The organism is Pseudomonas sp. MDT1-85, from assembly GCF_054898065.1.
In genome coordinates this window covers 4,964,470-4,983,801 of record NZ_CM142715.1, presented here as the reverse complement: position 1 = coordinate 4,983,801, position 19,332 = coordinate 4,964,470, and the positions used below count along the sequence as shown (strand labels likewise).

Here is a 19,332-nt window from a genome sequence, read left to right as displayed (position 1 = left end):
AAACAAAGGGAGTCCTTCATGGGCGAGCATGATTTAAACAGACGTCAATTCATTAAAACCGTGGGCGTGGCGTCCGTAGCCGCGGCGGCCATGAGTTTGCCCTTCGTCAAGGCCAATGCCAGCGACACACGCTTCCAGGGCAAGACCCTGCGCCTGCTGACCTGGTCCGATGACACGGGTCTGGCCGCACTGCGCAACATCGCGGCAACCTTTGAAGCCAAGTACGGCTGCAAGGTCATCGCCGACCGTACCGGCAGCACCTCGGAAATGGTCGCCAAACTCAAGGCCGGCGGTGATCGTCCGCAGTACGACATCATCACTCTGGCCGGCGTCGGCGCCGAAGGTCTGGCCGCCGCCAACCTGCTGGAAAAACCCGATCTCAACCGCATCCCTAACCTGATCGACGTACCGGAGCAATACCGCACTGGCGCCAACGGTCACGGCATCGGTTACCTGTTGTGGTGCAACAGCCTGGTCTACAGCACCCGCACCATCAAAGAAGCGCCGGACAGCTACGCCGCGCTGTGGGACGCAGAGCTGTCGCCGAACATCTTCCTGCCGCCGCCGAACTGGACCGAGGCCATGGACCTGATCATCATCGCCGCCAAACTGGCCGGCGGTGACGAACACAACATCGAGCCAGGCTTCAAGAAGCTCGCCGAGCTGAAAGATCGCGTCGTGACCTTGGGCGAAAACCCGAACCAGATCGCCGAGCTGTTCCGCACCGGCTCCCTGGACATGGGCGGCTTGTACGCGCCGGCGTTTTTCCCGAAACAAATTCGCGATCCGGCCTACGGCCTGGGCGCCACGTTCGGCATGAAGGAAGGCTTCTACACCGACCTGATGTTGTCGGTGATGCCGAAGAATCGTCCGGGCGATACCGACCTGGCCTACGCCTTCATCAACCACTCTCTGGACCCGCTGGTGCAGGGCAAGATGGCCGAAGACATCTACAACGGCCCGGTCAACGCCAAGGCGATCATCTCCGCCGAAGCACGCAAGAGCCCGTACATCCTCACGCCGGAGCAGATTGCCGAGAAGGCGATCATGCACGACAACGCCTTCCTGGCCACCGTGCATGACCAATGGATTCGTCGTTACACGGAAATCTTTTCTTCCTGATCGAGTGGCGAACGCAGGTTCTGAAAACTCTGTAGATCCCCTGTGGGAGCGAGCCTGCTCGCGATTGCGGACTGACATTCAGCATTGATGTCGACTGACAAATCGCTATCGCGAGCAGGCTCGCTCCCACAAGGGGCCAATGTGATTTCGAGGCCTGTGCTCGCTCAGCTACTTTCCATTGACGAGACCCTTGCTATGGAACACCAACCTCTGACCCATCCGGTAAGCGCCGCACCCGTGCGCATCAATCGGGGTGTCTCACCGACGGCGCGTGCCTGGCTTTTCCTCTCGCCGTCGATGCTGTTTCTCGGCGTGCTGATTGCCGCGAGCCTCTTGGTGCTGCGCATGAGCGTCGGCACCAAAGGCGCGGAGTGGACCGGGTTCAGCCTGGCCAGTTACGCCCAATTGCTGGAACCGTATTACCTCAAATCGTTGCTGCTGACCTTGCGCCTGGCGCTGATCAGCGCGGTGATTGCGGTGCTGCTGGCAATCCCTGTCGCCTACACCATGTCGCGGCTGACCTCACCGTTTGTGCGGCGGATCTTCCTCGCGGCGGTGCTGCTGCCCTTGCTGGTCAACCTGCTGCTGCAAAGCTACGGCTGGCTGGTGATTCTCGGCCCCGGCGGCATGCTCAATCAGGCACTGATGGGCCTGGGCCTGATCAAGCGGCCGATCATGCTGCTCTACAACCAGAACGGCGTATTGATGGGGCTGGTGCAAACCGCGTTCCCGTTGGCCGTGCTGCCGATTGCCAGCGCCATGCGCGGCGTTGCCCGTACTTACGAAGAAGCCGCTGCCACCCTCGGCGCCAGTCGCTTGCAGGTGTTTCGCCAGGTGGTGTTGCCGATGAGTTTGCCGGGGATCATCACCGGCGCGACGTTGGTGTTTGCCTACAACGCCAGCAGCTTCGTGGTGCCGCTGCTACTCGGTGGTCGGCGCGTGCCGATGCTGGCGGTGATGGTGCATGACCAGATCGCTCCGCTGATGAACTGGCCCGCCGCGTCGGCTGCCGGTGTGGTGCTGATCGTTACCACCCTGGCGATCATGACCTTGTCCGAATACATCACTGGCCGTCGTCGGCGCATGCTGGAGGCTTCGCAATGAGTTCCCTGACCAAGAAGCGCCACTCGCTGCTGCCAGGCGATACCGGAAAGTTCGCCGGCATCCTGTCGGGCTTCATTTTGCTGCTGGCAGTGCTGCCGATTTTGACCATGATCGTCATGTCGTTCAGCGGTGCGTCGAACCTCGACTTCCCGCCCAGCAGCTATAGCCTGCAATGGTACAAAGCCGCCTGGGACACCTTCGTGTCGCCAGACTCCAGCGATGTGCTGAGCCTCGGCAAAGCCATGACCACCAGCCTGATGGTGGCCTGCCTGACCATGATTTTCGCCACGATTATCGCGGTGCCGGCAGCCTATGCCCTGACCCGTTGCGAGTTCCGCGGCAAGGCCGTGGCGTTGCAATTGATGTCGCTGCCGCTGGTATTTCCGATGGTGGTATTGGGCCTGGCCTTGCTGCTGGTGTTCGACAGCCTGCCGTTCCACATCACTACCTCGCGGTTGGTGATTGCCCATGTGATTCTGGCGCTGCCGTTCGTGGTGAAAAACTGCACCGCGGCGATGCTCTCCATCGGCAGCGAAGTCGAAGAGGCCGCGCAAATGCTCGGCGCTTCACCGACTCGGGCGATTGTCGATGTGGTGGTGCCGCTGATGAAGTCGGGGATTCTGGCGGGCATGCTGCTGGCGTTCATCGTCTCGTTCAACGAATTCACCGTGACCTATTTCCTCTACACCATCGACGTCATGACCGTGCCGATCTGGATGTACAGCCGCACCGTGTCTTCGCTCGACCCTACCGTTTTCTCGTTTGCCGTGCTGATTGTGCTGATCGACTTCGTCCTGATCTGGGCGTTGGAGAAGCTGGTCGGCGAAGGTGGCGTTTCCTTTTGATTTGAGGTGCAACATGACTGGTCTGATTCTGGAAAACGTCGAGAAACATTACGGCTCGGCCTGCGCGGTAAAGGATGTGAACCTGCATTTGCCCGAGGGCAAACTGGTGTGTTTTCTCGGCCCTTCGGGCTGCGGCAAAACCACCTTGTTGCGGATGATCGCCGGGCTTGAAACCCTGACCGGTGGCGAGATTCGCCTGGACGGTGAAGACATCGGCCAGACGCCGGCGCACCAACGCAATTTCGGCATGGTGTTTCAATCGCTGGCGCTGTTTCCGCACATGACGGTGGGGGAGAACATTGCCTATCCGCTGAAACTGCGCGGGGTCAGCAAGGCTGATCAACAGGCGCGGGTGGTGGAGTTGCTGGAGCTGATTCAGCTGCAGGAAATGATTGATCGCCCGGTGGCGAAACTCTCCGGTGGTCAGCGTCAGCGCGTGGCGATTGCCCGGGCGATTGCCGCGCGGCCGAAAATCCTTCTGCTCGATGAACCGCTGTCGGCGCTGGACGCCAAGTTGCGTGAGTCGATGCAGGTGGAAATCCGTCAGTTGCAACAGCGTTTGAACATCACCACCATCATGGTCACTCACGACCAGCGCGAAGCCATGACCATGGCAGACATCGTGGTGGTGCTGGGTGAGCATCGGGTGCAGCAGGTCGGTACGCCGATTGAAATCTATCGGCATCCGGCCAATGAGTTCGTTGCGGACTTTATTGGTTCGGGCAACATTTTCCCGGCCACGGCGCTGGGCAACGGCAAGGTCAGCTTGCCCGGTGGCGATGCGCTGCAAGTGCCGATCTGCAGCAGCATTGTGGTGGGGGAGAAGGTAAAAATGCTGATCCGCCCGGAAGACCTGCAACTGTCGCAACCTCTGGCGACGGCGGGGAATCGCTTGCTCGGGAAGGTGACGTTTGTGCGGGATATCGGTGCGACGATTGAAACCACCGTCGAATGTTCCGGGGTGTCGTTTACCGCGTTGAGCACGCCGTGTCAGGGGATTGGGTTGAGCATTGGCAATCCGGTGTCGGTGACATTGCCGGCTGAGGCTTGCCGAGTACTAAGCGCCTGACTTACTGGCCCCATCGCGAGCAGGCTCGCTCCCACAGGGTCCGGTGTACACCGATCCAATGTGGGAGCGAGCCTGCTCGCGATGAGGCCGGAACAATCAACATCAAACTTGGCTAAACACTCAACCGCAACCGCGCCAAATCCCGGAGCGGCGGCGCCCCGAACAATCGGCTGTACTCCCGGCTGAATTGCGAAGGGCTTTCATACCCGACCCGATAACCCGCCGCCGATGCCTCCAGCCCTTCAGCCAGCATCAAGCGCCGCGCCTCTTGCAGGCGCAACTGCTTCTGATACTGCAGCGGGCTCATCGCCGTCATCGCCTTGAAACGGTGATGCAATGTCGACACGCTCAGGTTCACTTCCCGCGCCAGATCATCAATGCGCAGCGGTTGCTCATAATTGCCGTTGAGCCATTTGATCGCCTGGCTGATGCGATGGCTCTGGCTGTTGGCGATAGCAATCTCATACAGCCGATGACCCTGCTGGCTGCGTAACAGCCGATACAGAATCTCCCGGCGAATCAGCGGCGCAAGCATGGTGATGTCTTTCGGTGTGTCCAGCAAACGCGCCAGACGCAACACGGCATCGAGCATGGAGCTGTCGATCTGCTCGACATACAAACCCCGCCCGGTCGGCCGGGTTGGCACGCCCATGGGACCCGCGTCAGCGATCAGCGCGGTGATTTCTGTGGGATCGATATCCAGGCGCACGGCGAGGATCGGCTCTTGCGGCGAAACATTGACCACGCGCCCGCTCAGCGGCATCGAAACCGACACCACCAGATAATTCAGCGGGTCGTAATTGAAGAACTCATCGGCCAACCGTACCTCTTTGCGACCTTGCGCCATGATGCACAGCGCCGGTTGCGCGAGCACTGGGGCGAAGTCGTGGGATTTGGTGTGGCGCGACATGAACAGCGAGCCGATGGCGGTCTCGTAGCTGCCATCGTCGATGGTGTTGCGGCGGATGATCGCCGCCAGTTCCGCGCGCTGCTTTTCCATGTCAGCGGTGGGTTCGGCTTGAAAACGATCGAATGACGTCATGCACGGCATCCTCGGCAAGGGAGGTGGAATGGAGCAGAGCATAAGTTTGTGCAAGCGACAGCGGTAGACACATTCTGCGAAATGCTTGCCTGATTCTGCCGGGGGTGTTTTCACTGCCTGTCGCCACTCAACCTTGTAGGAGCTGCCGAAGGCTGCGATCTGTTGATCTTCAAGGCAAAATCAAAAGATCGCAGCCTTCGGCAGCTCCTACACAAAACGCGTATGACAACCGTGTGACGCTGTTTTACAGGTTGTTACAGGTCCAGTGTGCAGTCTCGCAGGATTGTGCAATGCGTCGGCAGGAATCGACTAACGATAACTGCGACACGCCGCCTAATCTTGGATCCTGTCGCAGCCCGTCCCGGCTGCCACTGGATGACCTGGGAGGGTTGAACATGTCTACGCAGATCCCCGTCAGTCATATGGCCTTCGTCCGCGCCCGCGCCGGGCGATCGGCAGAACTCGGTGCGCGCCTGAGCGCCCTGATCGAGCCATCGCGCAACGCGCCGGGTTGCCTGAGCTTCGCCCTGCAGCACTCGCAATGTGATCCGGAGTTGTGGCTGGTGTCTGGTTTCTGGGCCAACCAACAGGCCATGACCGCTTACTTCGGCAGCCCGGCGATGCAGATTTTTGCCGAGCTGGTGCAGGAACTGGTGGTCAACAGCCTGGATTTCCATACCTTCAAGGATGTCTCGGCGGCCCAGGCCCTTGGCCAGTCCCAGGTAGCGGTACACAAACTCGTCGGTTGAGGGTTTAATGGCGCCATTCTCCATTAGCCAGGATCCGCGACATGGCACGCAAAGCCTTTGAACATTTCGAAGCCGTTTCAGCAGTAGTACCGGGCGAGGGCGGTTACCACGCCGCGATTGCCGTCAAAGCCCTCGGCGGTTCCGGTGCCCCGCGTTTTCACAAAGTGCTGGAAAGCCAGACCTTCAAGACCGCTCATGAAGCCGACGAGGCCGCGGCCAAAGAGCTGACCCGCCTCAAAGACGTTAAAGAAGACACCGACCTGCTCTGGTAATTACTTGACTGCCCCCGGGCGGAACATCTTGAACAATGCCTCAGGCCCCAGCTGAAAGTAATCCGCCGGCCCGCCGCCGCGCAGAATCGGTTCTGCCGCGGCGGTGTCGTACACCCCTTCCTTCAACAGCCATTTGGCGATATGCACGGCGACCACTTCGCCGAGAATCAGCCAGCTCGGCACCACTTCCTTGTTTGCGCGCTGCAACTGAATGATCTGCGTGACCTTGCACTCAAAGGACACCGGGCTTTCGGCAACCCGTGGCACCTGAATGATTTTCGACGCCGCGGTGGTCAGCCCGGACAGTTCGAACTCATTGACCTGCGGCCCGACCATGGCGCAGCTCTGATTCATCTGCTCGGCCAGTGGGCGGGTCGCCAGGTTCCAGGCGAATTCGCCGGTCTGCTCGATGTTATTCAGACTGTCTTTGCGCCCGACGCTGGAAAAACCAATGATCGGCGGAATGTAGTTGAAGGCGTTGAAAAAACTGTAGGGCGCCAGGTTCAAGCGACCGTTGGCGTCCTGGGAGGAAATCCAGCCGATAGGGCGCGGGCCGACGATGGCGTTGAACGGGTCATGCGGCAGGCCGTGGCCGTTGGCGGGTTCGTAGAAATGGATGTCGTCGGGCATACAGTGAATTCCTGGGGATTTCGGGAGAGGGCCATGGTGCAAGGGCCTGCGACATAACTCCAGTCGATCTTCGATCAATGTGGGAGCGAGCCTGCTCGCGATGACTGCTTAACATTCGATAAAGATTTCGACTGTTACACCGCCATCGCGAGCAGGCTCGCTCCCACAGGGTTTTGTGTTGATTCCGCTATTTGTGCTCGCAGCCGATCGCTTCTACGGGGGCTGGCGCCAAATGAAAAGGGGCAGACCGTTGCCGGATCTGCCCCTTTTTTGTATGAGTGGACTCAGTCCGTCTCGATCCGCGAATGCTTGCGGGTGTCTTTCATGGTGATGTACACCAGCAACGACACCGCGATGCACGCCGTGACATACCAGTAGTAACCGGTTTCCATGCCAATGCTCTTGAACCACAGCGCGATGTATTCAGCGGTACCGCCGAAAATCGACACGGTCAGTGCGTACGGCAAACCAACACCCAGGGCGCGGATCTCGGTCGGGAACAGTTCGGCTTTGACCACCGCGTTGATCGAGGTGTAGCCGCTGACGATGATCAGCGCCGCCATGATCAGGAAGAACGCGCCCCACCAAGTCTGGACGGTGTGCAGGGTGGTCAGGATCGGCACGGTGAACAGTGTCCCGAGAATACCGAAGGCGATCAGGATTGGCCGACGACCGACTTTATCCGACAACCCGCCGATGATCGGTTGCAGGCACATGAACAGGAACAGCGTGGCCGCGGAAATCGTGGTGGAGTCGGAAATGCTCATGCCGACGGTGTTCACCAGGTATTTCTGCATGTACGTGGTGTAGGTGTAGAACGCCAGTGTGCCGCCCATGGTCAGGCCGACCACGGTCATCAGTTCCTTCGGATGGCGCATCAAGGTGCGCATCGCGCTTTCCTTGGCTTTCTCTTTCTTGGTGAATGACTCGGTTTCTTCCATGCCACGACGCAGGTAGAGCGCGACCACGGCACACAGCGCGCCGATGGCGAACGGAATGCGCCAGCCCCAGGCGTACAGCTCTTCGGTGGTCAGGGTCTGTTGCAGCACGATCAACACTGCCAGGGCGATGAGCTGGCCAGAGATCAGGGTCACGTACTGAAAGCTGGAGTAGAAGCCGCGACGTTCCTTGGTGGCCATCTCACTGAGGTAAGTCGCCGAGGTGCCGTACTCGCCCCCGACCGACAAACCTTGCAGCAGGCGGGCGAACACCAGCAGGATCGGCGCGCCGATGCCGATGGTTTCATAACCCGGGCTCAGGGCGATCAGCAGCGAGCCGAAGCACATCAAGTACACCGAAGCCATCAGCGCACGTTTGCGACCGGCCTTGTCGGCGTAGAGACCCATCAGCCAGCCACCGATCGGGCGCATCAAAAAGCCCACGGCGAAGATCGCGGCGGTGTTGAGCAGTTGTGCGGTGGTGTCGCCTTTGGGGAAAAAGGCTTTGGCGAAGTACAGAGAGAAGGCGGCGTAGACGTACCAGTCGTACCACTCGACCATGTTGCCGACAGAGCCGCTGAAGATCGATTTGATCCGGCTAGCGGTGGTTCTTTCTTTGGCCGGCAGGGCAGCCGACCCAAGGGGCAGGGCGTTGGAGTTATCCATTGAAGGATCCTTCGTTTAATTGTTTTTGTGGAGCGCGTTAAAACGCAGCCTGCCAGGGCTATAGCAGGAGCTGTGCCAAGGAGAGGAGGGCCGGTTTAGAGGGGGTAGCGGGATTTATTGAGCGGAAATCCGCTTATTCAGGAACGGGCGCGAGCGGAAAACCGCTTATAGAGTTATGGGGGTTCTTTGCCTGTGCCGGCCTCATCGCGAGCAGGCTCGCTCCCACAGTAGATTGGTGTATGCAGGACCATTGTGGGAGCGAGCCTGCTCGCGATGAGGCCAGTTCAGGCACGCCAAAAATCAGCTGTCCTGCAAAAACATCTCCCGGCTCAACCCATGCCGCTGCATCTTTTCATTAAAGGTACGGCGCGGCAGTTGTAACTCTTCAAGCACCGCTTTCACATCACCTTTATGCCGGGTCAACGCCGCGCGCAAGCAATGCGCTTCGAAGGCTTCCTGCTGCGCCGCCAGTGACTGGCCGGGGTCGATCCCCGCCGGTTCCGGCTCGCCCAGGCCCAGCACTTGTCGCTCGGCGACGTTCGCCAGTTCCCGCACATTACCCGGCCAGTCGTGGCTCAGCAGATGGCTCAGTTGCGGCCCGCTCAAGGGCGCAAAGGTGCGACCCAAACGCTCGGCGGCACTCTGGGCGAAGAATTCGAACAACAGTGGAATGTCTTCACGCCGGTCACGCAACGGCGGCAGACGCAATTCGGCAACGTTCAATCGATAGGCCAAATCTTCGCGAAAACGTCCGGCCCGGGCTTCATCCAGCAAGTCGGGTTTGGTCGCGGCGATGATCCGCAAGTCCACGTGGATGCTCTGGTTGGAACCCAATCGCTCAAGTTTCTGTTCCTGCAACACCCGCAGCAATTTCACCTGCTGGGCCAGCGGCATGCTTTCGATTTCATCGAGAAACAACGTGCCGCCGTCGGCGTATTCGAGCTTGCCGATGCGTTTGCCCTGGGCGCCCGTGAACGCGCCGCTCTCATGGCCGAACAGTTCGGCCTCGAACAATTGCTCGGGAATCGCCGCGCAGTTCAGCGCCACAAAGGGCTTGTCGGCACGGGGACCGAAGTCGTGCAGGCAACGGGCAACCAATTCCTTGCCGCTACCGGTTTCGCCCCGGATCAGCACATTGACCGGCAACGTCGCCAGGTCCAGCACCTGCCGACGCAACGTCTGCAAACCACGGGAAACCCCCAGCAGGGTGGCATCGAGTTTCGCGCGATTGTCCGCCTGCTCGTGCAGGGCACGGTTTTCCAGCACCAGCCGACGCTTGTCCAGAGCGCGGCGCAGGCTGCTCAACAGGGTTTCCGGGCTAAACGGTTTTTCGAGGAAATCATAAGCGCCATCGCGCATCGCTTCGACAGCCATCGGCACATCGCCGTGACCGGTCAGCAGGATCACCGGCAAGTCGGCATCACGGCGCTGAACTTCGGCCAGCAGCTCCAGCCCCGTCATGCCGGGCATGCGCACGTCGCTGAGAATCACCCCGGGGAAATGCTTCGGCAGCTGCGCGAGGCACTCATCGGCGCGACTGAACAGCTGCACTTCGAACCCGGACAGGCTCAGCCACTGTTCGACGGCGCTGCGGATGCTGCTTTCGTCATCGACCACCATCACCGAATTGAGCATCAGTCAGGCATCTCCAGATCAATGGGCAATGTCAGGGTGAACACCGCGCCGTTTTCACCATTTTCGACACTCAGGCGTCCGCCCGCTTCGTGAGCGATAGCGAAGGAGACGGCCAGCCCGAGGCCCAGGCCATCACCCACCGGTTTAGTGGTGAAGAACGGATCGAACACCTTGCCCAGATTTTCTTCGGCAATGCCGCCACCGTTATCGGCGACGGTCAGGCGCCACAATTGTTCATCGGCTTCGAGGCGGATTTCCAGACGCTTGCAGGGTTTGTCGTGCATTGCATCCAGGGCATTGCGCAGCAAGTTAATCAGCACCTGTTCCAGACGAATCGCATCGCCACGCACCCAGGCCGGGCGAGTCAGATGTAGCACGGTGCTGATGTGCTCGTCACGCAGGCGCGCATCGAGCAACTGCAAGGATTGATCGACCACCGCCGCCAGGTCCAACCGTTCGCGCAGACCGCTGGGGCTTTTGCGGGCGAAGGTTTTCAGGTGGCCGGTGAGGGCGGCCATGCGCGTGAGCATGTCGTCCACCGGTTTGAGCGCCTTGTAGGCGTCTTCGACCCGACCGTGATCGAGCAGCAGGCGCAAGGTCGCTAACTGCATGCGCTGGGCGGTCAGCGGCTGGTTGATTTCATGGGCCAGCGCGGCAGACATCTGGCCGAGGGCGGCGAGTTTGGCCGATTGCACCAGACCGTCCTGCGCGGTGCGCAAATCGCGGGTGCGTTCTTCCACCAGTCGCTCGAGTTCTTCACGGCTGCGCTGGCGTAATTTTGCCAGACGCCAGCGCTGATTGAGGAACAGCAGCAAAAACACCACTGCCAGCCACACCCCGGCGGCGGCGAGCCCGGCGTTACGCAGGTCTTCAAACGCCACCTGCGGACGACGCAACAGGTGTAGCGTCCAGCCTTCGGCGGCCAGCGGCAGCGATTCCCAGAGATAATCCGCCGTCCCGTCGGGGCCAACGACCCGGGTCAGCGCACTGTTGTCGTCAAAGCGTCGCACCGGTTGATAGTCAAGCGGTGTCAGCGGTTGTTTGTCGTATTGGCGCGTGGCTTTGAGTTCGGCGTGATCGTTGTCGCTCAGCGGTTTCAATAGGCGATAGCGCCAGCCCGGTTGGTTGGCGATAAAGATAATCCCGCGTGCATCGCTGACCAGCAACGTGTCAGTACCCTGACGCCATTCGCGTTCCAGTTCCGGAAATTCGAGTTTCACCACCATGGCGCCGAGGAACTCACCACTGTCGCTGGTCACCGCGCTGGACAGAAAGTAGCCGGGAATGCCGCTGGTCACACCCACCGCATAAAAGCGTCCCGTGCCTTGGGTTCGGGTCTGGCTGAAGTAGGGGCGAAAGCCATAGTTGTGGCCGACGTAACTGCTGGGCAGGCGCCAGTTGCTGGCGGCCACGGCCAGGCCGGTGCGGTCGAGCAATTCCAGGGTCGAGGACTGCGCGGCGCCGTTGATTTTTTCCAGTTTGCGGTTCAACGCAAGCTGCTCTTCGGGGCTCACTTCACCGTTTAGCGCGGCGCGCAATTCCGGGTCCAGCGCCAATACGACGGGCAGGGCGCGGTAACGTTCGATCAGGGTGTGCAGTGAATTGGCGTACAGCGCCAGTTGCTGGTTGGCCCGGGCGGCGTCTTCCTCCAGCGCCTGACGTTCGGCGTGGCGAATCGCAAGCGTTGCGGCGAACACCGCGCCGGCGATGATCAGCAGGGTATACAACGACAGACGCAGGGTACGGGAAGTCGGCAGCATGCTGGGCGCAGAAATGAGGGACGGGCAGGCACATTACCATGCCCGCTGTTCGGGCCAAGAGCTGTGTCACCCCCTTTTTACACAGCAGTGAAAGTGGACGAATTGGAATGAAGGACTGTTCGCAAGTCTCGCAGCAGATTAATTCGCTTTGCGGTTTTGCGTTCAATACGTTCCACGGTTTCAGAATGACTGGTGGTCTTGACCATTTCGATTAAACGTTCCGAGCCACGCTGCAGCATATTTATCGTGCCGGTAATGTCGGCATCCAGTGCGGTCACCTCATCTTCGGTAAGATCATTTCCGATTTTATTTACTTCCTTCAAGATATCAATGGTGTCTGGAATCGCCTTGATTGCCGGTCCGACGTAGGGGATCTTGCCTGCCCCGGCCAGCGCCGCCTCCTTGCCAACGAAGATGCCGCCCTGTTTGATCTTTTTGCGTCCTTCGGAAGTAGACGGATTGTAATCAGCGATGCCTTTCGCGTCAGACAGGGGATCTCGTTTAACCTGTATTTGCTTTACCAGCTTGGACGCTTTCAGTCGATCCGGTTGCAGGCTAATGGAAGTGCTCAAACCGGTTTTTGTGCCGATCGCTTTCGTCGTTCTGCTCACGGCTTTTCCGACCACGAAACCAAGAGCCCCGCCGATCAGCATTCCTAGCGGGCCAGCGGGGATTCCCAATGCTGCCCCGGCTGCGCTTAATCCTATGCCAACCCCATTAGATGCGCCTTTTTCCGCAAGGAAAAAACCGGTTCGTTTCGCGGTTGATATTCTGCTGTTTTTCTCAGATCGATGATTGAGTATTTGCGTTGTGATATCCCTGACAGCCAGATCAACGGCTGAAAGGAGCTCGGAATGGAAGGCTATTTTATTCAGCATTCGCTCTCTGGGAGTATTTCCGGCTATAAAGGCCAGAGCTCCTCCGCTCTCCGGTTGGGCTTCCTTTGAGACACTGCCTGTCGGGTCGACATAAGTCATGGGGTTGTTGCGCACAAACCCGTACAGATTCAGCCCGTCCACATCTCCCGCCGGATCGGCGCTGAGCCAGCGCTGCAACCACGGCGCGTAATACCGCGCCCCGTAGTAGTACAAACCGCTGACGTCCATTTCCTTGCCCGAATAGCGGATGAACGTGTAACTGACATCAATCGCCGAGCGGGCGGCCATCCACGCGGTGGCGCCGAACGGGTAATAGCCTTCGTGGCTGATCAGTTGCGCTTGCTGATCCAGCTCCATCACGCAGGAACCTAAATGATCATTGAGGCTGTAGCGCAGTTGATGCGCGTCGGTGTCCCGAGGGTTTTTCTGCGCCCAATGCAGGCAGCGCGCGTTGCCGACGCCGAGGCTGATGACGTGCAGTTCCTCGCCGTTGTCTTTAGTACGGATCTCAAGCCCCGGCAAGTAGCGCACCTGGTGGAAATGCCGGGTGCTGGGGGTGAATGTCTCGTGGCGCTTGAACACCCGCACACCCTGGCTGTAGCCGTAATGTTCGGCGTCGTGACGGCCGTCGTCGCGGGGGATCAGGGTCACGCCTTCCAGCTCGTCGCGCGGGTTCCAGTGCAGGTCTTGCCCCGGCTGCACGGTCTGCTGGTTGCCGTGGCGGTCGAACAGGGTGTCGAACACCGGGGCGGGATCACCCGGTTTCCAGCGCACCCCGCGGTTGCTGTGCGGATCAATGCGCATCTGACGGGTATAGCTGGCGCCGGCCCGCACATGGCACAGCTCGATCAGGTTGCCACCGGGGTCGTACTGGTAAGTCTGGGTGTAGTTGAGGCGGTTTTTCGGATCGGTCGGCTGTGGCAGGCCGGGAATGTCCGACGGCGGGGCGTCGTCGTAACCGGTGGCACTGGTCAGCCGGTACAGCGAGTCATAGGTGAAATCGCGGTGGCCGTCGATGAGCTGGTTGGCGAAATGAACCGGCTGGAAGGCGTGATCCTCGATGCGGGTGATGTTGCCGACACGGTCGTAGAAATACTCGTAACTTTGCAGCACGGGCCCGGCGTCTTTCTGGCTGGATTGGGTGTGCAGGCGGCCATCGGCCGGATCGTAAGCCCAGCGGCTCAACACCTGATTGCCGGCCTGCTGTTGGATGATCTGGTTGGCGGCGTTGTATTGCGTATCGAGCAAGACCGATTGCCAATCGGTTTGACCATTGACCAGCAGTTGCACCTGCCTGAGTTGCCCGGCGAGGCCGTAGCGCGATTGCTGCCGATGGCCGCCGGCATCGGTCTGCTCCAGCACCGTGCCCAGCGGACTGAACGTGCGGCGGCTGGTGAATACTTCGTCATCGTGAAAAATGCGGGTTTCCTGCAGCGGCTGGCCGGGCAGGGCATAGCTGTCCGTGCGCAGCGTGCCTGAGCGGTCTTTCTGTTCCAGCAATCGACCGCGCAGGTTGTGCCCGGCATCGGCCGAAGCATCGGCGTAGGTGAACGTGTCGACATCGGCCTCAGCGTTTTCCTCGACCGCCGCCACGCGCAACTGATCATCGAAGGTCGTGCGCCAATGATTGCCGCGCTCGTCCCAACGCTCCAGCGGCTGACCGGCCAGCCCCGGCAGGCTCAGGCGCCAGCCGGCGTCGGTGCTGTCGGACTTCAGCACTGCGCCGCCCAACCCGTAAACCGTGGTGAGGTTGGGGCTGGACAAGCGCGGATCCCATTGCGCCACCAGGCGTCCGGCCGCATCGTGGCGCTGGCGGGTCACCAGGGCGGTAGCCGTGTCATCACCGACGACCGTGCGCAGATAAGCGATCTGGCGGATCGGCAGGCCGCGGCCGTCACTCACCGTGAGCGAGGGCGTGCGCCGATGGATCGCGGTTGTCATGAGCGCGCCGCACGTGGTTCCGGCGACGGTTCAGCGGTGTCGTTGAAGTCTTCGCTGATGTGGTACCAAGGGTGATAGGTCTCGCGGGAGAAGTCCTTTTTGGCGTTGATCAGTTTGATCGCACGGCCCATCGGGTCATAGAACAGTTGATCGAAGAAGCCGAGATCGCGCAGTGACTGGTCGTTGACATAGCAATGGGTATTGGCAAAGAACGGCCGGAACTGGCGCACCGCCAGGCCCTTGTTGTTGTATTCGATGCGCTCGCTGATGCGCCAGCGCGGATCGGCGAACACCTCAACGAACTGGCCACCCACGATAATGAGCGAGCAATCTTCATCCACCGCGTACGCCATGCCGGGTTCGACCAATTGCTGGGTTTGCAGTGCCCGGCCAAAGCCGTCCACACAGGCTTTGACGATCTGGATCTGTGCCGGAACCGGATCGTCGGGGTAACGGTCGGTACTGAGGATGACGCTGTGCACCGGCTCGCGGCGAACCGTCGCGATGAGTTCGCTCAACGCTTGTTCCGATACGGTCATCGCGGTGCCTTGCTGCAAGCGTTGACGGGCGCTGGCGCAAATATGTCCGCAGGGCAGGACATCACCGTTGGCGATCCATTCGGCGAGCAATTCGGGGCTGACCGCCGGCGGCAGCTGCCCCATCCAGCTGAACAGATCTTTGCGCAAGGTACTGGCGGCTTTTTGAATGGCATCCACCGGGTTCTCGATGGCCGGATCCGGACGATGATCCACCGGACGGACGAATTCGCTCAGCGGTCTGAAGCCTGCGGCGCTACCGTTTTCGGTGCCGTAAAAACTGATGGTCAAGGGCTGCCCGGACGGTTCGTAAATGGCTTCCTGAATATTGTCGTTGGCATCGATGATGCGTACCGGTTGCAGCGCGTGATAGTCGTATTCGATCCGGGTCGTACAGCCATCTGGCAGTTCGACACTTTTGATCGCCAGACGGTAGGTGTCGTATTCGGCTTTCGTCACGCCGTGGCTGGGCGTCTCGTGGTGCTCCAGCACTTTGTAAAAACCGTTGAGATTGTCGTACTTGGCGAACCCGTAGCGGGACGACCACAGATTTTCTTTGTCGTCGGCCTGGGGCAGCTTTTCGAATAGCAAAGGCATCGGCGTGTAACCGATTTTCGCCAGTTCGGCCCGGATGTCGAAGGGCGGCGGCAGGATGCTGTAAGCGTCCAGCGCGGTCTTGTCCAGTTGCGCCACTTCGAGTGGGCCGGCCAGGGCTTCGAATTCGGCCTTGCAATCGGGCATCAGCGACTGATCTGCGGTCTTGAGGTAACGCTGCACGGACTGCGTCGTTAATACGCGCTGGGCATTCCAGTGCGCTGAATCCTGATGCGCCCTCAGTTGGTCAAAAGACACCTGATTCGGGGAGAGGCCGGTTGGCAGCGTCCCTTTGGACAAGACCAGCGCGTTGCCGCGCTGTTGAAACGGCAAGCCCAGCCGCCAGTGCTGGGGATCCTTGTCCAGGTCAATGAACTTCGAACGGGTTTCGCTCAGGTAGTACGACTGCTGAGCCTCGTCATGGGCGTCGCGCCACCACTGCTGCTCATCGGGATCGGTAAACGGCGGCGTGTCCGAGGCGGTAAGCCTGCGTGCGTAGCTCACCGCCAGGGCGTGGGTCGGCAGACCGTAATCGCTCCAGCGCAGGTTGACGTTGTGACGGCACAGCGGATCGTCGATGAACCGGTCGTACTGATAGCTGATTTTTTCCAGCACAAACGGTAGCAACACAGCTGCCGCGTATTGGCCTTGGGGCCGAACTTCGCGCACAAGATAGCGCAGTTCCTCCACCGCATAAGGTGTGGCAATGCCCGGTTCGTCTACCTCTGCATCGGCATAGGTTTCTATGCGGGTGACCGAACCGACCAGCGCCCGGGAAATCTGGTACTGGCTGTCGGCGTCGTGTGGCTCGATGGGTTCGTCGATTTCGTCTGCGGCGTGATAACGGCTGAACAACGTCTTGCCCAGTGCAACAGCGTGCGCATCCTCATTGAAATAAGCGTCACGTGGTCGATCCATCGATTGCCCGGTATGAAACCAGGTGTAGACCCGCACCGGTTCGCTGAAGCCGACGTCGTCATCGCCGGTGGCGCTCTCGCTGTCAGTTTGCTGCAACAGACCGAAACCGCGGAACTCGCGCTCTTTGCTGTCGTAAACACCTTCACGCCAGGTAAAAGCCTGGGTCAGACAGTTACCGGTGACTTCATCCAGTTGCTGCTGTTTTTTGATCACTGCCACCGGGAACGGCAAGTACGACACCGGCAGGCGCTTGAGCTTGAGCATCCGCTGCTTTTCATCCAGCCATTCCTGCGCGGAGCTGCGATAGACCACGCTGGTGCTGCAACCCATGTTGTTGTTGCTGGCCGTCAACAAATAGGGTTTTGCCGCGACGAAATCGTAGCGCCAATGCTGCGGCTGGATGTGCGGCACGGTCAGGATCAGGCTGGCACAACCCAAACCTTGAAGATCGGCGAAGCTCACCTGACTCAAGCGGTCATAACGCACGCCTTCGGGCCAGGGCACAGTCACCGGTAGCTGCTCCAGGCCATTGCCGCCCCGGTTCAGATAGATCTCGAACGCCTCGGATTTCAGATAGATCAGTGCCGGCGCGCCAGAGCCGTCCAGGTCGGCGAGGCGTACCCGCGACGAATCGAATTGCTCGTAGGTGAAGGGCAGGTCACTGATCTTGCGACCTTCGCCAAACCTGCCGTGGCCCAGGTTGGGCCAGCATTTGATTTCATCATGGCGGATGCGGCACAGCTCGGGCATGTCGCTGCCCAGCAGATTACCCAGCAGCACCAGTTCACTGGGCGAGTTGCTGAACAATGGCAACCGGTCATCGCCGGTCTCATGGGGAACCTCTTGGGCCGCCGCGAAGCCTTGTTCACGTCGGTTGGCGTACAGGCGCACCGAGTTCGGGCCAATCAATGCTACAGAGCTGAGGCCGTCACCACTCAGGTCGCCCAGCGTCGACAGCGTGTTGAAAAACTCCAGCGGGAACGCGTTGAACGGTATGAAGTCAGCGAAATCACGCTGCTCATTCAGCGTGCGGAAACCGCTGATACCCGGCTGGGCAGTGATCCAATCAAGGCGTCCATCACCGGTCAGGTCAGTGAGCAGTTGTTGTACCGGACGGCTGCGATCGGCCACCGGGACCTTGTCCAGCGCCGTCCATGGCCCGTAACCGATATCGTCGGTTCCCGAGACTGCGCGCAGCGGTTCGCGGTAGTACCAGCATTGGTCATAGCGGCAGAGAAATCCCGGCAGGCCTTCACCGTAGAGGTCGACACACTGGTAAAAGCCACCGTCTTCAACACCCGGTTGGGTGTCTGATTCGAGTAAACGGGCAGGGGTTTTATTGATCTCGAAGGGCGAATAGTCGAACTCCACAGGCGGGGTGTTTTCCACGGCGCCGCTGGCGTCGTAGGCCTGATAGTGTGCCGCCGTTATCTGGCTGTAAGTCCATTCTGGTGTGCTCTTCGCATATTCCAGCAACAGACGCCGAACCAGCACCGGCGCGGTGCCCGGCTCGTCAGGAAAACAGTGAAACATCAACACCTGCCGGCAGAGCCGGCGTGTACCTAGCTCAAAGCCCTGCCCGTAGGTCGAAAACGGGTCCGGGCGAGTCAACCAGGGTTGCAGTGTGTCGCCTTCATACACGGGTTTTTCTGTCAGCGACGTGCTGCGTTCGCCATAGTCGAACAGCAAATGAAAATGCCAGTCCAGCTCAGCGGGGTTTTCCACTGTCCAGGCGTATAGTTTCTGGCTGGCCGTGAAGTTGCCGTAGAACACCCGGTGCAGGTAACGCTGGGCGCGGTAGTCATGGATGGGGTCGGGATCCTGGTCATCGATTTTGTAATCGAAGCAGATGTGCTCGCCGTGAGCGTTCATGCTTTCGCAAAGCCGCCAGGAGCCGACGCGTAACGGATTGTCGGGATCCGAGCGGCGCGAAGCCGCGGTTTTGCCATAGACATGCAACGAGCCGTCACTGCCATGCACCAGCCAGAATGGCGGAACATCACCTTGGGGTTGCCAGCGTTCGCGCAGGGCAAAGTCGCTTTCGACTCGTGGCCAGTAACGCACCACCGTGTGCTCGCCGACGCCCACTCTGTTGTAGCTGCTTTCGGTGCGGGATTCGATCTCGCCCTCGTCGTCGAGCTCGGGCATCCAGACTTCGCCATCGTGGCCGATGATCTCGTCATGGTCGGTATAACGCGGCACGCCCTTGTTGGTGCGGCGGCTGATCTGGCCGAGCCCCAGATTCCAGCCAATGCCGAACACCCCGTTCCCGGTCTGACTGCTGTAAGTCAGTGACAGTTGCGGATCCCAACCCCGCCCTGAGGAATTCGGTATCGGCAGCTCGAACCCCGAAGCTCCCGTCGGGCCCACGGCGCCCCAACTCTTGCCGATCGTGGCGATCGATGAGCTTTTCGCGATGGACGGCGTCGTGATGCTGAGGTCTTGATCTGCCATGGTTTCATCCAGTGCGCACGCGGTAGGACGTGGGTGGATCAACGCTATCAAGATAGAGGCGAAACGTAACCTGTCAGATCTGACAGGTAGAACCGTTTTTTCTAGACCGAATGGATTGGTCGAAGTGGCTGCTTAGATCGAAGGACTAAATCGTTATCCAAAAAAAGGCCGGGTCGTCT

At 59.9% G+C, this 19,332-nt stretch carries 13 protein-coding genes; 6 read left to right on the top strand and 7 right to left on the bottom strand.

Translation table 11 applies throughout. From position 1 onward, the window contains the following. Positions 1-18 precede the first annotated feature (18 nt). The 4 genes from ACYZT2_RS22400 to ACYZT2_RS22385 all read left to right on the top strand — a co-directional run bounded on the left by ACYZT2_RS22400 (position 19) and on the right by ACYZT2_RS22385 (position 4,140). Positions 19-1,122 (top strand): ABC transporter substrate-binding protein, encoded by a 1,104-nt coding sequence (locus tag ACYZT2_RS22400; RefSeq protein WP_461967423.1) that lies wholly within the window; start codon positions 19-21, stop codon positions 1,120-1,122. A 195-nt stretch (positions 1,123-1,317) separates the two neighbouring features. Further along, positions 1,318-2,226, top strand: a complete 909-nt coding sequence (locus ACYZT2_RS22395) for an ABC transporter permease (RefSeq protein ID WP_030128156.1) — start codon at positions 1,318-1,320, stop codon at positions 2,224-2,226. Continuing rightward, complete coding sequence (locus ACYZT2_RS22390) at positions 2,223-3,071, top strand: ABC transporter permease (RefSeq protein ID WP_461967420.1); 849 nt, start codon at positions 2,223-2,225, stop codon at positions 3,069-3,071. Before ACYZT2_RS22395 ends, ACYZT2_RS22390 begins: the two co-directional genes overlap by 4 nt. Positions 3,072-3,084: 13 nt before the next feature. Further along, a complete protein-coding gene (locus ACYZT2_RS22385) occupies positions 3,085-4,140 on the top strand; it encodes an ABC transporter ATP-binding protein (RefSeq protein WP_461967418.1) in 1,056 nt (351 codons plus the stop codon). Positions 4,141-4,252: 112 nt separating this feature from the next. Here ACYZT2_RS22385 and ACYZT2_RS22380 read toward each other — a convergent pair whose 3' ends face one another. Further along, positions 4,253-5,182, bottom strand: coding sequence for an AraC family transcriptional regulator (locus tag ACYZT2_RS22380; protein WP_461967416.1), 930 nt, complete (start codon positions 5,180-5,182; stop codon positions 4,253-4,255). A gap of 395 nt (positions 5,183-5,577) precedes the next feature. Here ACYZT2_RS22380 and ACYZT2_RS22375 point away from each other — a divergent pair, with 395 nt between their 5' ends. Together ACYZT2_RS22375 and ACYZT2_RS22370 are read left to right on the top strand one after the other, a co-directional pair. Beyond that, positions 5,578-5,931: a putative quinol monooxygenase gene (locus ACYZT2_RS22375; RefSeq protein ID WP_461967414.1), complete on the top strand. Its 354-nt coding sequence runs from the start codon at positions 5,578-5,580 to the stop codon at positions 5,929-5,931. Between the two features lie 41 nt (positions 5,932-5,972). Further along, positions 5,973-6,203 carry a hypothetical protein gene (locus ACYZT2_RS22370; RefSeq protein ID WP_052967297.1) on the top strand — a complete coding sequence of 77 codons (231 nt, stop codon included), beginning with the start codon at positions 5,973-5,975 and terminating at the stop codon, positions 6,201-6,203. Here the strand turns inward: ACYZT2_RS22370 and ACYZT2_RS22365 are convergent, their stop codons facing one another. From ACYZT2_RS22365 to ACYZT2_RS22340, 6 genes are all read right to left on the bottom strand, one after another. Next, complete coding sequence (locus tag ACYZT2_RS22365; RefSeq protein ID WP_461967412.1) at positions 6,204-6,833, bottom strand: flavin reductase family protein; 630 nt, start codon at positions 6,831-6,833, stop codon at positions 6,204-6,206. Positions 6,834-7,117: 284 nt separating this feature from the next. Beyond that, positions 7,118-8,437 carry an MFS transporter gene (locus ACYZT2_RS22360; RefSeq protein WP_461967410.1) on the bottom strand — a complete coding sequence of 440 codons (1,320 nt, stop codon included), beginning with the start codon at positions 8,435-8,437 and terminating at the stop codon, positions 7,118-7,120. Between the two features lie 300 nt (positions 8,438-8,737). Further along, positions 8,738-10,072, bottom strand: coding sequence for a sigma-54-dependent transcriptional regulator (locus tag ACYZT2_RS22355; protein WP_052967295.1), 1,335 nt, complete (start codon positions 10,070-10,072; stop codon positions 8,738-8,740). Beyond that, a complete protein-coding gene (locus ACYZT2_RS22350) occupies positions 10,072-11,832 on the bottom strand; it encodes a sensor histidine kinase (RefSeq protein WP_461967407.1) in 1,761 nt (586 codons plus the stop codon). Before ACYZT2_RS22350 ends, ACYZT2_RS22355 begins: the two co-directional genes overlap by 1 nt. 77 nt (positions 11,833-11,909) lie before the next feature. Then, on the bottom strand, positions 11,910-14,651 hold the full coding sequence (locus tag ACYZT2_RS22345) for an RHS repeat-associated core domain-containing protein (protein ID WP_461967405.1): 2,742 nt from the start codon (positions 14,649-14,651) through the stop codon (positions 11,910-11,912). Further along, the gene (locus tag ACYZT2_RS22340) at positions 14,648-19,153 is read right to left on the bottom strand and encodes a SpvB/TcaC N-terminal domain-containing protein (RefSeq protein WP_461967403.1); all 4,506 of its coding nucleotides are present in this window, start codon (positions 19,151-19,153) and stop codon (positions 14,648-14,650) included. The genes ACYZT2_RS22345 and ACYZT2_RS22340 overlap by 4 nt, the downstream gene beginning before the upstream one ends. Positions 19,154-19,332: the final 179 nt, after the last annotated feature.